The organism is Fodinibius sp. GM21, assembly GCF_058386955.1.
In genome coordinates, this window is record NZ_JBYEIQ010000001.1 from 157,512 (window position 1) to 172,494 (window position 14,983).

A 14,983-nucleotide genomic window follows, 5' to 3' on the forward strand; every position below is an offset into this window, starting at 1 on the left:
TTTGTTCGGCATACTATCAAAAATGAAAAAACATGCATGGCTCAAAACGTACATATACAGCTAAAGGATTTATCAAAAAGCTATCAGGAGGGAGATAACAATCGCTCTGTTCTGGATGAATTGAACCTTAGTATCGCAGAAGGGGAAATGATTGTTCTCTTAGGGCGATCCGGTTCGGGTAAAAGTACGCTATTGAATTTGGTGAGTGGCATTGACAAACCTGATTCAGGGAAAGTTATTATCGGCGATACGGATTTAACCCGGCTGGATGAAAAAAATCGCACGCTTTTCCGGCGAAAGAATATTGGGTTCGTATTTCAATCATTTAATCTCATTTCTACGCTTACTGCTCTAGAAAATGTACTATTGCCGTTAAAGCTCAAGGGCAGTGGTAATGACGATATCGCCGGACAATTTTTGGAAGAGGTTGGCTTGGGAGACCGGACGGATAGTTATCCCGATCGGCTGTCTGGTGGAGAGCAGCAGCGGGTAGCTATTGCACGGGCTTTGGCCAGTGAGCCTATGTTGATTTTAGCTGATGAGCCAACGGGAAATCTCGATTACGAGACCGGTCGCAATATTTTAGACATACTCAATGACCTGGTTCGTAAAAATGGCCGAACGATGATTATTGCTACGCATGATCGAGATATTTGCAAAATTGCCGATCGCGTGCTTGAGTTGAAAGGCGGTACCTTGCATGAAGTGGAACATGGTACAGAAGCGGTCGGGTGATGAGCAATTCCAGCACGAATTTACTGTGGCTTTCCAGTCTGCGCTTCTTATGGAAGCATCCCTGGCATTTTGCGCTCTCTATACTTGGGGTGGCGCTTGGGGTATCGGTGGTTGTATCAATCGACTTGTCGAACAACTCTGCCAAAAAAGCGTTCTCATTATCTACACAGGCTGTCACCGGCAAGGCCACACATCAAATACGAGGAGCAGCCGAAAACCTGGATGAAGACGTGTACCGGAAGATTCGACTTGAGGGGAAATTTAGAAAATCAGCTCCGGTTGTTGAAGGATATGGTCGTATTGATGGGCTGAACCGAACATTTCAGATCTTGGGTGTTGATCCCCTGGCCGAGGGGCCATTCCGTGATTTTGCCAGTCAACAGGCCGGTATTGAGCTTTCTGAGTTTATAAGCGGAAAGAATACGGGACTTGTCGCCCAAACCGTGGCAGAGGATCTGGGCGTTACTGTTGGCGATACATTGGAGCTATCGGTAGGGGGACGAGCATACAGGTTACAACTTATTGGTACTATTGATGCCAGTAATGATCGAAGCAGACGAGCGCTGGCGAATCTTTTGGTAGTGGATGTAAGCACGGCTCAGCAGTTATTTAATATGGGGGGCGAACTCTCACGCATCGATCTCATTCTTTCTGAAAAGACCGAAAAATCAGTTTCAAAAATTCAAGCACTGCTACCAGCTGGAGCAACCATTACTCGCTCTGATTCAAGATCAGAAACAGTAGCTCAAATGACGCGTGCTTTTGAGTTTAACCTGCAGGCGTTAAGCATGCTGGCTCTGCTGGTAGGGATGTTTTTGATCTATAATACCATGACGTTTTCAGTGGTACAACGGCGTCAATTGACCGGACGACTCCGGGCCCTTGGTGCAACAAAGCGCGAGATTCTTACTACCATTCTTAAAGAAGCGGCATTAATTGGACTCATCGGGACCGTAATTGGAATTGTATCCGGATACTTTTTAGCCCAGGTATTGCTGAAGCTGGTCACCCAATCGATTAACGACCTCTACTTTGTACTTTCTGTTCAGGAGCTTTCTATTGGGATATATCCACTCGCAAAGGCAATTATGCTAGGTATTGGAGCAACATTGATTGCATCGTTCTGGCCGGCGCGCGAAGCCTCAGAGGCGGAGGTTTCAACCGTGTTAAAACGCTCATCCAATGAATCGAAAATAATGGGGCGCCTTTGGTTTTTGGCCGGAGCCGGATTTTGCGCCGGACTCGTAGGTATTGGAATTTTGCTGATCCCGGGCGGAGGTATTGCCGCCGGGTATTCATCACTATTGTTTTTGATTGTCGGATTTTCCTTGATGATTCCGCTGTTGGTCGTTGGCATGGCTCAAATATTTCGACCGATTTTCGGAAAATTCAATGGTCTGATCGGCAAGATGTCGGTCCGCGGGGTTGTGACGGAATTGAGCAGGACATCAGTGGCTATTGCAGCGCTTGTGGTTGCCGTGGCGGCAACAGTCGGGATCGGCATCATGGTAGACAGTTTTCGAACCACAGTCGTTTCATGGCTGGAAGCGCAGCTTCAGGCTGATGTTTATGTGCAGCCGCCCAGTGCTGTATCGAGAAAAGCCGATGCTGAACTGGCCCCCAAGCTAGTAGATTTGCTAAAAGAGACGCAGGGGGTAGCCGATTATCACAGTGTTCGAAGCGTGGATGTGAGTACCAATTTTGGGACTGATAATCTGGTGGCTATTGACCAGGGAGCCAGTGCCCAGCGGACCTATCAGCTTAAGCAAGAGGTTCCAAACTTCTGGCAGCGGTACACCAGCGAAAACAGCGTCATGGTATCGGAAGTTTATGCCTATAGAAATAATGTGGCGCTGGGGGATTCCATTTATATCCGAACGGATCGAGGGAAGACAGGATTTGAGGTCCAGGCCATTAATTTTGATTATGCCTCCGATATTGGAACCATCACCATCAATAGGGAAGTGTATAATCAATATTTTGATGATGAGGCCATTTCGGGCTTAGCGTTGTATTCCGCCGATGGAATGAAGGTTGACGAACTGGTGGAAAAGCTAAGGAACAGAGCAGAAGGGATACAGGAGGTGTTTATCCGGTCAAATCGCGGATTGCGGGAGGCATCAATAGCAATTTTCGATCGTACGTTTACGGTAACGATTGTTCTGCGAATGCTGGCAATGCTGGTGGCTTTTATTGGGATTTTAAGTGCTTTGATGGCACTACAGCTTGAGCGATCCAAAGAGCATGCGGTTCTCAGGGCTAATGGTATGACGCCCGGACAACTGTGGAACTATGTGATTACTCAAACCGGAACTATGGGAATCATGGCCGGTATTTTGTCGATTCCGCTGGGCATTTTGATGGCCTATATCTTGGTGTATGTGATTAACCTGCGCTCGTTCGGCTGGACGCTCCAGTTTATGATATCACCGGATCTTCTTTTGCAAGCGGTTGGATTGGCTATTATTGCCGCACTGCTGGCTGGGGTTTATCCGTCGCTTAAGATGGCGCAATCCAATCCCGCTGATGCCTTACGTAATGAATAGCAACAGAATTATGAAGAACTTTTTCTGGTCTATTGGTGCAATTCTATTGGTCATCGGGTTGGGTTTGGGATTTTGGTATGCCTCCGATGAAGAACCTGAAATTGAGGCCTCGGTCTCGGTAGCAGAGGCCATGGGGGGCGGCAATTTGGAAGGCTACAAGCGAGCAACCGGTCCCAGGGCATTTGAATTTCCGGAAGATCACGGACCTCACCCCGGATACAAAACGGAGTGGTGGTATTACACCGGCAATTTATTTACTGAAAACGGTCGCCAATTTGGATATCAGTTTACCATTTTTCGCAATCAGTTAAATCCGCCACAGGGAGATGCTGACAGTTTAGCCTCTGGCAAAACTTGGAATACCAACCAGCTCTACCTGGGACATTTTGCAATTTCAGATGTTCAGAATCAGGATCATATTTTTGAAGAGCGATATAGTCGCGGTGCCGCAGGATTGGCCGGTGCACAGTCAGACCCATATCGAATTTGGGTGGAAGATTGGGAAATCAGGCGAATGGATATGGAGGAGGCCTCCGACAAAAGCTTTCCGGTACATATTATTGCTTCTATGGAAGATGGGGCATCCATAAATTTGAATGTCAGACCGGAAAAACCCTTAGTGCTTCAGGGAGAGCAGGGCTACGACCGCAAGGGAGCAGGAGCGGGCAATGCTTCATATTATTTGGCTTTCTCACGGATGCAGACCAACGGATCGATTACGATAAATGGAAATCAATTCGAGGTAACGGGTTCAAGCTGGATGGACCACGAGTGGAGTACCTCGGCCTTGGATGATGGGCAAGAAGGCTGGGATTGGTTCTCTATACAGCTGTCAAATGGGTATGATCTGATGTATTATCAGTTGCGTAATCAAGATGGGTCGGTAAGTAAATTCACGACCGGCTCGCTGATCAGTCCGGAGGGAGAAAAAATATCCATTAGTCCAAGTGATGTGAAGATTGAAGTACTAGACCGCTGGGAAAGTCCCCATAGCAAGTCGGAGTATCCCTCATCATGGAAAATGGAGATTCCGAGATTCGACCTCTCGTTAAATATGAATCCACTTTTTCCTGATCAGGAGATGAATGTATCGGTGCGATATTATGAAGGTACCTTATCAGTTTCGGGAGAGATGAATGATGAAAAAATTACCGGAAATGGTTTTATTGAGATGACCGGATACGAGAATGACTGATGCTGTATCGTCTGTCCCTACGGAAATTGCTTACAAAAGGTAAGGGTAAAATCGGTCAAATCTTTGACATGCTATTGGTTATTATGTTAAAAAATAGGGAGTTATTTCTGTAGTGATAGCTTCTTGAAGTTTAATACCAAAAAGAGAGCGATCATGTCACTAGCTAAAGTTATTGAAGTTATTGCAGAGGGAAGTACGATGGAAGAAGCAGTGGAAAATGCCGTAAAACAAGCGTCCGAAACGGTACATAATATCAAGAGTGTAAACTGTGAAAATATTCAGGGCATTGTTACAAATAACCGCATCGAAAAGTATCGCGTTAATGCCAAAGTGACCTTTGTGCTTGATGATGCTTAGTTATCGTAAAGCAGATTTTAAAGATACTCTCTAAATTTAGAATCGTTGGTAAATATATTGAGAATTTAAAATTTGAAATAAAAATTGGAAGAACACTTAAGTACAGTACTCTCCATGTATTCTTATGTATTTTTGGGATGGTTATTCAAAAGTATTCTTTGCCCAACCCTCTGGAATACGGATTGCGAACGTTCTTAGGTAAAGGGTTGCCTCTGAAGTCAAAGTAAGAGGTTAATGCTTTCTAACCCCAATTAGTGTATTTTAACCCCCTGCTGCATGGTTAATAGAAGAAATATTCTTAGATTCTTACCGAAGAAAAACGCTATCTACCCAATGATTCATGTTGTTTATTTTGTTCTTAGCCATCTTAAAATTTAAGAACTGTGGAAAAGTAACGATACGTTCTTAGAAGAGAGCAATCTCTATTTTATCCTTTTTTATCATCTATAGTACTATTTTTATATGCCGCAATTAAGATCCTCGGAAGCTAAAGCCCAAGCACGGCTTGACAAGCTGAAACAGTATGAAATTACCAACAAAAATGTTGAAAAAGAGCTTGATAACTTAGTCAGGCTGGCATCTACTATTTGTGAAACTCCCATATCACTCATCAATCTTTTAGGTGCAAATACGCAATTTACCAAAGCCAGTAAGGGTTGGGATATTACTGAAATACCAAGAGAAAAAAGCTTTTGTCACTACACTGTTAAAGATGATGATCTCATGATTGTAGAAAACGCTGTTGAAGATGAGCGTTTTGCAGGTAGTCCATTTGTAAAAAAAGATCCACATATTCGTTTTTATGCCGGTGTTCCTCTCCAAACTTCAGATGGACATAATATTGGAGCTATATGTGTGATTGACAGAGAACCACGAACTTTAACCCGGCAGCAGAAAGATAGCCTCAATATGATAAGCAGGGAGGTGGTATCGCGTCTGGAACTGATCAAAAAGAATAATGAGCTCAAAAAGGCCGACATATTCCTTCAGAACTCATCTGATATCCAAGCTATTATTGATCCCCAATCACTGGTATACCTTGAGTTGAATAAAGAAGCTCAGTCATTATTCAATTGTTCTTACAATAATATGGAAGGTACTCAATTTGGGAAGAATATTGTTGACGATGACAAAAAGGAAACGATTATTTCATTTTTACGTCAACAGGATGAGCCAAAAGGCGAATATTTTGTTCGTATTGGGAATAAAGCGGGAGATGTCACAGCGCTAAATTTGAGCTTTACCTTGCATAAAGGGAAATGGTATATGACCGGACGTGATATTAGCCGGCGCGAAAAAGCGTTACGCGATTCTGAGTTTCAAAAGCAATTTTCTAAAAATATTATTAATCATTTGCCGGGCATTTTTTGTTTGACCGATGAAGATGGTTTATTAAAACGATGGAATAAAAATTTCGAGGAGCTAGTTGGCAAATCTCATTCCGAATTGAAAAATTCTCAATTATTATCTCATTTTGATTCAGATGATTCTGAGCTTCTTGAGATTGTGTTTCAGCAAGTGTTAACCAGGGGCAGAGGCGAAGCCGAGGGGGGACTGAAAACTAAAGAGCAGGGACTCGTACCTCATGCATTAACAGGTTTTCGTTTCATGATGGGGGGGCAGCGATATATTGTGGGTATCGGCGTTGATATTACAGAATTGCGTGAAACGCAGGATCAGCTAAAAAAGACCTTAACAAATATGCGGATTGGTCAGGAATTGGCTGATTTGGGTAGTTGGCGATGGGATCTCAATAAGAATTCATTGTTTTGGTCTCCCAAGGTGTATGATATCTACGATATTGCAGATGTTTCGCAAAAACCATCAGTAGAGCGTTTTATGGAGAAAGTCCATCCTGATGACAAGCCAATAGTTGAGGATGTTCTTGACCATATTACCTCTGGAGATCCTTTCATAGATTTTGAGCATCGTTTAGTAACTGAGGAAGGAGAGGTTCGCTGGGTTCGTCATTCTGGCCAGATTAATTATACTGCTGATGGATCTGTATCGCATGTTATTGGTGCAGTCCAGGATATCACAAGTCAAGTGGCAGCAAAGAAAAAGTTGGAGAAAGAGAAAGAGCTGAGTGATCAAATTATTAACAGCTTGCCCATTTCCTTTTTTATGTTCGACGAGAAAGGCAATGCTATTCGGTGGAATGATTATTTTAGAAAGGCTACAGGTCTCAACGATATAAAAATATCATATATGGATCCGCTCGATTATTTTCCGGAAGATCAAAAGGAGCGTGTTGCCGATACCATTAAGCAGGTGCATGAAGAGGGAGAGGCAACGGTTCAGGCAAAGTTCAGGAAGGCGGATGGGACCGAGGTTCCATTTCTATATAGTGCGTCTCTTTTTGAAGGAGATCATGAAACGTATATGATTGGCACTGGTCAGGATATTTCGGACCTCAAAGAGTATCAGGAGGAGCTTGATCGGTCGCTGAAGGAAAAGGAGGTATTGCTTGCAGAAATTCATCATAGAGTTAAAAACAACCTGGCTATCATTTCAGGATTGTTACAGCTTGAGGTGTTTTCTGTTGAAAATGAGCATACCCAGAAAATCCTCAAAAATAGCCAGATGCGTATACAGTCGATGGCCACTATACACGAAATGCTGTATGAGGCTGAAAACTTCCATGATCTTTCATTTGAAGGTTTTGTGGAGCAGATTATTTCGTCGGTAAGGGAGGTATATCATCAGGAAAATCAACAAATTTCTTTTGAGATTGATATCGAATCCATCAACCTTAATATCAATCAGGCGGTCCCGTGTGGATTAATCATTAATGAGTTAATTACCAATGCATACAAACATGCCTTTGATGATCAGCAGGAAGGATGTATTAATATCGTAGGAGAAAAATCTGATTCTAATATTCAATTTACGGTCAAAGATAACGGGGAGGGATTACCCGCCGACTTTCGCATCGAAGAACAGAGTAGTCTCGGTTTTACTCTCATAAGTTCGCTCATATCCCAGCTTGGAGCAGAACTGACAGTGAATTCCGGAGAGGGTACAACCTTTGTCTTCTCATTTCAACAGGAAGCTGTCCGTGGTTCTGCAAGTACGTTAGAGTATGCATAAATTGTTGACAGCAGAGAATGCTTAACGCTTTTTTACGTTCATTTTTTGCTTGTCACAAAGTATTTTAATAAATAAGGAAGCCAATCAAAGAAAGCTTTAAAACACTATTTCTATGAAACGTTTACTGGTATTCTTTTTAGCTCTTTTTATTTCAACAACTTTCTATTCGGCCGAAGCTCAGACAACAAGTTCAGGGGAATTGGAAGCTATGGCAGGATTTGCTCGGTCCGTTTCAGTTAACAACGGAACGGTTTTTATTGGTGAGGCGGCCAACCCTCATCAACCAGGACTTGTACATGTTTATCAGCGTACTGATGGCGAATGGGATGTGCAATTTGAGCTTTCCGCAGCTGATGGAGAAATTGGTAACGGTTTTGGAGTCTCAATAACAACCGACGATGATGCAATTCTTATAGGTGCTCCGGCATGGGATGATGAGCGAGGAGCAGCGTATCTATTTACGAAGTCTGTCGATGGATCTTGGAACCAAACGGCTCAGTTGGCTCTGTCGGATACTAGCAAAAAGGGTAGCTTGGCTTCCAGCGTAGCGCTAAGCGGTGACTTTGTTTTTCTGGGTGCACCCGCAGAGGCAGACGGCAATGGAGCTGTATATGTATTTCGTAAAACAGAATCAGGATCATGGAGCCAGAAGCAGCGTTTGGCTAATCCAGATACAGCACAGGGAATTGGTTTTGGTTCAGCTCTTAAAGTGGATGGGGCAAAACTGCTTGTCGGAGCACCGGAAGAAGGCGGCGCAGTACACGTTTATCGATCAGGCAATGAGGGAGCTTGGGAAAAAGAGGCAACCCTCAGCAGTGATCAGGTTGCTGATAATGCACGTTTTGGCTCAACATTGGGAATGTTCAGTGACAAGATTCTTGTAGGAGCTCCACGCGAGGCATCAGGTTCTGGAGCTGTCTTAGTATATGAACAGAATGCAGATAAATCTTGGGAAGCCTACGGCAAATTGGTGGCTTTTGATGGTCAACCGCGCTATGGCTTCGGTTCTTCATTAGCTATAGCCGATGGAAAGCTTTGGGTAGGAACACCCGGTGCTGATGATAGAAAAGGAGCTTTGTATCAGTTTGAATATAATAAAAGCAACGGAGAATGGATTGGTGTCAGCAAGATAGGCGGACCTGATCGCAAGGAGGGCGACCAGTTTGCAAGTACTGTTGCAGTTGATAAAGGTATTGCCGTGGCCGGGCTTACCGGTGCCGATTATGGAGCGGGGACTGCTGTGGTTTTAGAAATGGATGATACGGGGAGATGGTCCGTAGCTTCAAGGTTAATCAGCGAAAGCAGTTCTGTTCTTGAGCCTATTACCGGTAACAAAATCGACTGCAGCGACGGTAGTGCCTCTCATTTTGGTTGCCGCAATGTAAATCTTCTCTCCTTTCTTCCCATCGAAGAAATAGGTGGTGATCGGGGAGTCCGAATGAACGATATATGGGGATGGACAGATCCCCAAACCGGTAAAGAATACGCATTGGTCGGACGTATAAACGGTACGTCTTTTGTGGATGTCAGTGATCCCAAGAATCCCGTTTATGTAGCTAATTTGCCAATGACAGAAGGCGCCCGAGCCAATGCTTGGCGTGATATCAAGGTGTATAAAAATCACGCGTACGTAGTTGCCGATAACGCGGGTGAACATGGAATACAGGTGCTGGATTTAACCAAGTTGAGAGATTTTGAAGGTTCGCCGATGACGTTAGAAGAAGATACTATATATGACAAGGTGCACAGCGTCCATAATATTGTAATAAATGAGGATACAGGATTTGCATATGCGGTGGGAAGCAGCGGGGGCGGACAAACCTGCGGTGGTGGATTGCATATGGTCAATATTCAGGATCCTAAAAATCCTACTTTTGCAGGCTGTTTTGCAGATCCATCAACGGGACGAAGCGGAACAGGTTATACTCATGATGCGCAATGTGTAACGTACCATGGCCCTGACAAAGAGTATCAGGGAGAAGAAATTTGTATCGGTGCCAACGAAACTGCGATCAGTATTGCTAATGTAACGGATAAGGAAAATCCACGGGCGCTTTCAACGGCTTCATATCCCGATTACGCTTATGTACACCAGGGATGGCTTACCGAAGATCAGCGTTATTTCTTCCAGAATGATGAGCTGGATGAGCTGACCGGGAATGTGGATCGTACGCGTACGCTGATCTGGGATCTTTCTGATCTGGACGATCCTCAGTTCGTTGATGAATACCTGTTCGATAATTCTGCTTCGGATCATAACCTATATATTAAGGGCAATACGATGTATCAATCGAACTACGTAAGTGGATTACAGGTTGTTGATATCAGCAATCCCGAAAATCCCAAAAAGGTTGGATATTTTGATACCGAACCGTTTGGTAAAGATGAGCCCGGTTTTGCCGGAACGTGGAGTAATTACCCTTACTTTGAGAGTGATATTATTATTATGACCAGCTCTACGGAAGGGTTGTTTATCTTAGAAAATGCAGATCAGCCTGTAAAACCGGCAAGCGCACAGTAATTTTTATCTAATTCGATAATTATTTAGCAATGCAAAAATGGATATCTTTTTTGCTCAGAGTTCTGTTTGTAACGCTGTTTTTTGTGGGGTTATCCGCTAATTCACTTGTTGGACAAGATGATACTAGCGAAGAAAATCAGCGGATCTATGTCTGCAATCAGGGCGAAGCGACATTATCAGTCATCGATGTTGAAAGCAATGAAATTGTTGACCGTATTGATCTGCAGGAGCTGGGCTTTTCAGCCAATGCGAAGCCGCACCACACTGTTGCCGAGCCGGATGGCTCATACTGGTATGTAACACTTATTGGCGAAAATCGCGTGCTAAAATTCAACCGTGACAATAAGCTGGTTGGTGAGGCTAAAATGGAGGTGCCCGGATTATTATCACTACATCCCACTGCCGATCAACTGATTGTGGGACGATCTATGAGTGCCGTAAATCCACCGCAAAGTATCGGGATTATAAACCGATCTGATATGACGCTCCAAAAAGAAATTCCTACTTTTTTTGCACGTCCGCACGCATTGACCATCACACCCAATGGAAAGTGGACCTTCATTGCAAGTCTTGCAGAAAATCAGATCCTCTCACTTAATAATGAAACCGAAGAGACGGAATTGACTACTTTGGATGGGGATACCCACGTGTTTGTTGATTTTACGGTATCTCCGGATGGAAATACGATGGTGGTTACCGGACAGATGTCAGGCAAATTACTATTCTTTGATATAAGCAATCCGGAATCGCCTACATTGACCGGTAGCATTGAGGTAAATGCACAGCCCTGGCATCCGGTATTTTCTCCAGACGGCAAGCAGGTCTATTTTGGCAATAAGCAGGCGAACACAGTTACCGTGGTTGATATGGCATCGCTTTCGGTAGCTGGCGTTATTAATGGAAATGGATTAGCTCAGCCGCATGGAAGCGCAATGTCAGCGGATGGAAAATACCTATATATCTCGAATAACAATCGAAAGGGAACCTTTGATGCAGAAGGGGCATCACCCGCCGGTGCTCCGAATGGGACTATTACTGTAATCAATACCGAAACAAACGAGATTGAGAAAGTGATCGAAGTTGGGGCTTACCCATCCGGGATAGGAACCGATGCCCATTGGTAATTCCTAGTGACTTTTGCGTAAAACACTGGCTCAATCCAACTTAAACTGATTCGTAAATAATGTCTGATCGATTTTTATCTTTTGCGCTTATATGTATTGCCGTTTGGGTAGGCGGATGTAGCGGACCGGGGATTTTGGGTCAGGAGGGTACATCAGGAACATTTCAGAAGACGATCGCTCCCTTTCCGGTTTTTGACAGCTCCGGGACTGCTATGGAACATCCCTTTTTGGGTGGATTTAATGCCCCGCGCCCACAGTTTGTGGATATAAACGCGGATGGAGATCCGGATCTTTTTCTGCAGGAAAATTCCAACGAGCTCATGTTTTTTGAGAATGAGGACTCGAATTTAAGTTGGCAAAGTGACAAATACCATGACCTCGATATCGGAGAATGGTACCGGTTTGCTGATCTGGATCAGGATGGAGACATGGATCTGTTGGCCGAGCAGCCATATAGCTATATTAGGTACTATCGTAATGACGGTGGCCCGGAAGAGCCCGATTTTACTTTAGTGGCGGATACCCTTAAGGGTGTTGAAGGAGAACCAATATTTTCGGACCGTCAAAATATTCCTAATGTCACGGATATTGATTGCGACGGGAAGCTGGATTTGTTTATCGGGCGACTGGATGGGACTGTAACGCGCTATGAGTCGGTAGGTCGTGATGAGCGAGGCGTGCCACAATTTGAGTTAGTTAGCAGGAAATTTGAAGGCATCGAGATCGTCAAACAAATAGGTACCATGCATGGGGCCAATACGCTTACGTTTGTTGATATTGATGATGACGGTGATCAGGATCTTTTTTGGGGCGACTTTTTCGAGCCTAGTCTTCTTCTTATTGAGAATAGGGGATCATGCAGTAATCCGGGACTGCAAGGGGAGCCGCAGCCATTTCCTTCTTCCAATCCTATAGAGTCCAGCGGATATAATGCCCCTACCTTTGCTGATTGGGGACAGGATGGTAAAAAGGATCTCCTGATTGGCGTATTGGGAGGAGCCTATAATGCAAGCCAGACATTGGCTGAGAATTTATATTTCTATAAGCAAAACGATACCGGACGATTCAGCCAAGAAACCAAGCAGTTTTTAGACGGCATTGATATTGGAAATGAAAGCATTCCGGCAGCCGGTGATATTGATGGGGATGGCGATATAGATTTGCTGTTGGCGAATAAAATTGATCCCGGCGGACGGAAATCATCAACTGTTTATACCTTTGAAAATCGTGGTACGAAAGCCAAACCATCTTTGCATAAATCCCGAATGCTGAATTTACCGGATGCCTATCATTACGCCCCTGCATTGGGAGACCTGAATGGAGATGGCCTTGATGATCTGTTGCTGGGAACCTGGAAAGGGCGTATTGCTTACTATCAGAATACCGGTGATGAATTCGAGAAAGTAGAGGACACGTTTGTAGAGCTGGAGCGGGGCAGTAACAGTACTCCTGCGCTTGTTGATATCGACAGCGATGGTGACCTGGATCTTTTTGTAGGAGAATCTGGTGGAAAAATTTATTTTTATCGCAATGAAGGGGAAGCTCAAAATCCCGATTTTGTTCTTGAAAAAGATTCGTTTGCCAATGTTGAGGTGGGCCATCGGAGTGTTCCCACATTTTATGATATTGACGCCGATGGTGATTTAGACCTGTTTGTAGGAAGTAAAACTGAAGGACTTGTATTTTACCGGAATACAGGGACTGGGAAAAAGGCTGCTTTTGAAAAGCAGGTGCTCCCGATTGCTGTAATGGCTCCACGATTAGCTTCTCCTCAATTTGTTGATTTTGATGGCGATGGGGCCGCAGACTTAATTTCAGGAGGCCGCGGTGGTGGACTTGTCTATTTCCATTGGATTAGTCAATAAATTAGCCTGCTGAGGTATATGGACTATGTCGGTAGTATTTTGGGGTTGAATCCAGCCGAACATGAAGCCAGGCTACTCCACCGCCGGCCGTGTTGAGCCAAAGCGGTTGATCGGTAATCAAACTCTTAGTCACCTTTCCCACTGTCTCCCAAAGTGCCAGCTGCTGCGATTCGGGAGCATTCTCAGTAAAAACACCAATATGCGAGTAGTTTAGCTGTTGATCAGACGGCGTAGGGGCAATCAACTTGGCATCACTACCCAGATTATCAAAGACTGCAACATTTTTGCCGAACTCAAAATATTGCCGGAAGGGGCCCGGATCAGGGGGTAAGTCTATACTCGGAGTGCGGCTAACTACAAATTCAAAGGGTTGATTTAACGAGTATTTGGAGGCTGGAGGTGTTTCCCAATGGTAGGAGCGAAAGGGCAGGCTCGCTAAGAGATCAATAAAAAACAAGCGGAAGTTATCGGTTTGTTGTTCTAGTAAATCTAAAAATTCTGCATAGTTTAGTTGCCGGTCTTGCTGATAGATCTTGTACTTATATGATTTCCCTTTTTCAATAGTAATTTTTTTGGACTCGAGCATAATTTCATTAAAAATACTAGGTTTCAGCTTAACACATTATTCTGTTAATAATGAGCGGATATGGTTGCCTACTTTAGGGTTTCTAGAGTACCAATTTTAGTTTTATCGCTCAAATTCGCATACTTAACTTAGTCTTGTATATTATGATCTCTGAATTTAATTTAAGGGACAACTTAAAAAGAAAAACAGCATATGAATTATTCTATTAACGAGCGTTATAATTGTATTGTGATAGAGTTTAGTGGTAACCTGATGGGAGGTCCGGATGCCAATAAATTTAACGAGGATCTGCATGATTTGATTGATGAAGACAAAAAAGAAGTAGTGGCAGATTTGAGCAATGTTAAGTTCATGAATTCCTCCGGGTTGGGAATTTTAATAGGTGGACTTACAACCATGCGCAATGCCGGTGGCGATTTGCGTATTGCCGGGGCCGATAAACGAATTAAAAGTTTATTAATGGTTACTAAACTGATAACCGTATTCAATAGTTACAGAACGGTTGAAGAAGCTGTTGAATCATATGAAGACGATCCGATAGGAGAAGAGGAATAAACGTGATCGATTAGTTGCGATTTTTAAAGTGCCGCCGGATATATTCTTGCGGCACTTTTTTATGCGGCAATATCTCTACAATAGAAATTTGTATAAAATAAAAAAGGCCGCAAAAGCGGCCTTTAAAATTTGACAAGTGGATAAACGAAATTAGATTTCGTCAACTTTTCCAGTGTTTTTCCACTCTTGAATTTCCATTCGAATTTCTTGCGCTTTCTTCTTCATAGCTTGAAGAGTTTTACGAGCGCGAGTACCTGCAGCTTTATTCCCCTTGTTGTAGAACTTATTAATGTCAGGTTCCAATTGGTCTAGCAAATCACTCATTTCATCGAATCGGCTCATTATATGACTCCGTTTGATTAGTATTAATAATTAAAAATTTTGCTCGATGTAATTTCTTTTATACATC

At 43.6% G+C, this 14,983-nt stretch carries 11 protein-coding genes; 9 read left to right on the top strand and 2 right to left on the bottom strand.

What is annotated here, in order from left to right; translation table 11 throughout:
* Nucleotides 1–36 precede the first annotated feature (36 nt).
* The 8 genes from ACT3IB_RS00675 (at nt 37) to ACT3IB_RS00710 (ending at nt 13,433) form a co-directional block, all read left to right on the top strand.
* Nucleotides 37–735 (top strand): ABC transporter ATP-binding protein, encoded by a 699-nt coding sequence (locus ACT3IB_RS00675; RefSeq protein ID WP_491537089.1) that lies wholly within the window; start codon nt 37–39, stop codon nt 733–735.
* Nucleotides 735–3,281 (top strand): FtsX-like permease family protein, encoded by a 2,547-nt coding sequence (locus tag ACT3IB_RS00680; RefSeq protein WP_491537090.1) that lies wholly within the window; start codon nt 735–737, stop codon nt 3,279–3,281. Before ACT3IB_RS00675 ends, ACT3IB_RS00680 begins: the two co-directional genes overlap by 1 nt.
* Nucleotides 3,282–3,291: 10 nt before the next feature.
* Nucleotides 3,292–4,476 (top strand): lipocalin-like domain-containing protein, encoded by a 1,185-nt coding sequence (locus tag ACT3IB_RS00685; RefSeq protein WP_491537091.1) that lies wholly within the window; start codon nt 3,292–3,294, stop codon nt 4,474–4,476.
* 153 nt (nt 4,477–4,629) lie between these two features.
* A complete protein-coding gene (locus ACT3IB_RS00690) occupies nt 4,630–4,833 on the top strand; it encodes a dodecin family protein (RefSeq protein ID WP_491537092.1) in 204 nt (67 codons plus the stop codon).
* A gap of 462 nt (nt 4,834–5,295) precedes the next feature.
* Entirely contained in the window at nt 5,296–7,923 is a 2,628-nt protein-coding gene (locus tag ACT3IB_RS00695) for a PAS domain S-box protein (RefSeq protein ID WP_491537093.1), read from the top strand.
* A 112-nt stretch (nt 7,924–8,035) separates the two neighbouring features.
* Nucleotides 8,036–10,444 carry a choice-of-anchor B family protein gene (locus ACT3IB_RS00700; RefSeq protein ID WP_491537094.1) on the top strand — a complete coding sequence of 803 codons (2,409 nt, stop codon included), beginning with the start codon at nt 8,036–8,038 and terminating at the stop codon, nt 10,442–10,444.
* Nucleotides 10,445–10,494: 50 nt separating this feature from the next.
* Nucleotides 10,495–11,568, top strand: a complete 1,074-nt coding sequence (locus ACT3IB_RS00705; RefSeq protein ID WP_491537095.1) for a YncE family protein — start codon at nt 10,495–10,497, stop codon at nt 11,566–11,568.
* A gap of 59 nt (nt 11,569–11,627) precedes the next feature.
* The gene (locus ACT3IB_RS00710; RefSeq protein ID WP_491537096.1) at nt 11,628–13,433 is read left to right on the top strand and encodes an FG-GAP repeat domain-containing protein; all 1,806 of its coding nucleotides are present in this window, start codon (nt 11,628–11,630) and stop codon (nt 13,431–13,433) included.
* A gap of 1 nt (nt 13,434) precedes the next feature.
* On the opposite strand, the gene ACT3IB_RS00715 is transcribed toward ACT3IB_RS00710, so the two are convergent.
* Nucleotides 13,435–14,019 carry a DUF6940 family protein gene (locus ACT3IB_RS00715; RefSeq protein WP_491537097.1) on the bottom strand — a complete coding sequence of 195 codons (585 nt, stop codon included), beginning with the start codon at nt 14,017–14,019 and terminating at the stop codon, nt 13,435–13,437.
* 192 nt (nt 14,020–14,211) lie between these two features.
* Here ACT3IB_RS00715 and ACT3IB_RS00720 point away from each other — a divergent pair, with 192 nt between their 5' ends.
* Complete coding sequence (locus ACT3IB_RS00720; RefSeq protein ID WP_491537098.1) at nt 14,212–14,574, top strand: STAS domain-containing protein; 363 nt, start codon at nt 14,212–14,214, stop codon at nt 14,572–14,574.
* Nucleotides 14,575–14,724: 150 nt separating this feature from the next.
* Here the strand turns inward: ACT3IB_RS00720 and ACT3IB_RS00725 are convergent, their stop codons facing one another.
* The gene (locus tag ACT3IB_RS00725; protein WP_491537099.1) at nt 14,725–14,916 is read right to left on the bottom strand and encodes a histone H1; all 192 of its coding nucleotides are present in this window, start codon (nt 14,914–14,916) and stop codon (nt 14,725–14,727) included.
* Nucleotides 14,917–14,983 lie beyond the last annotated feature (67 nt).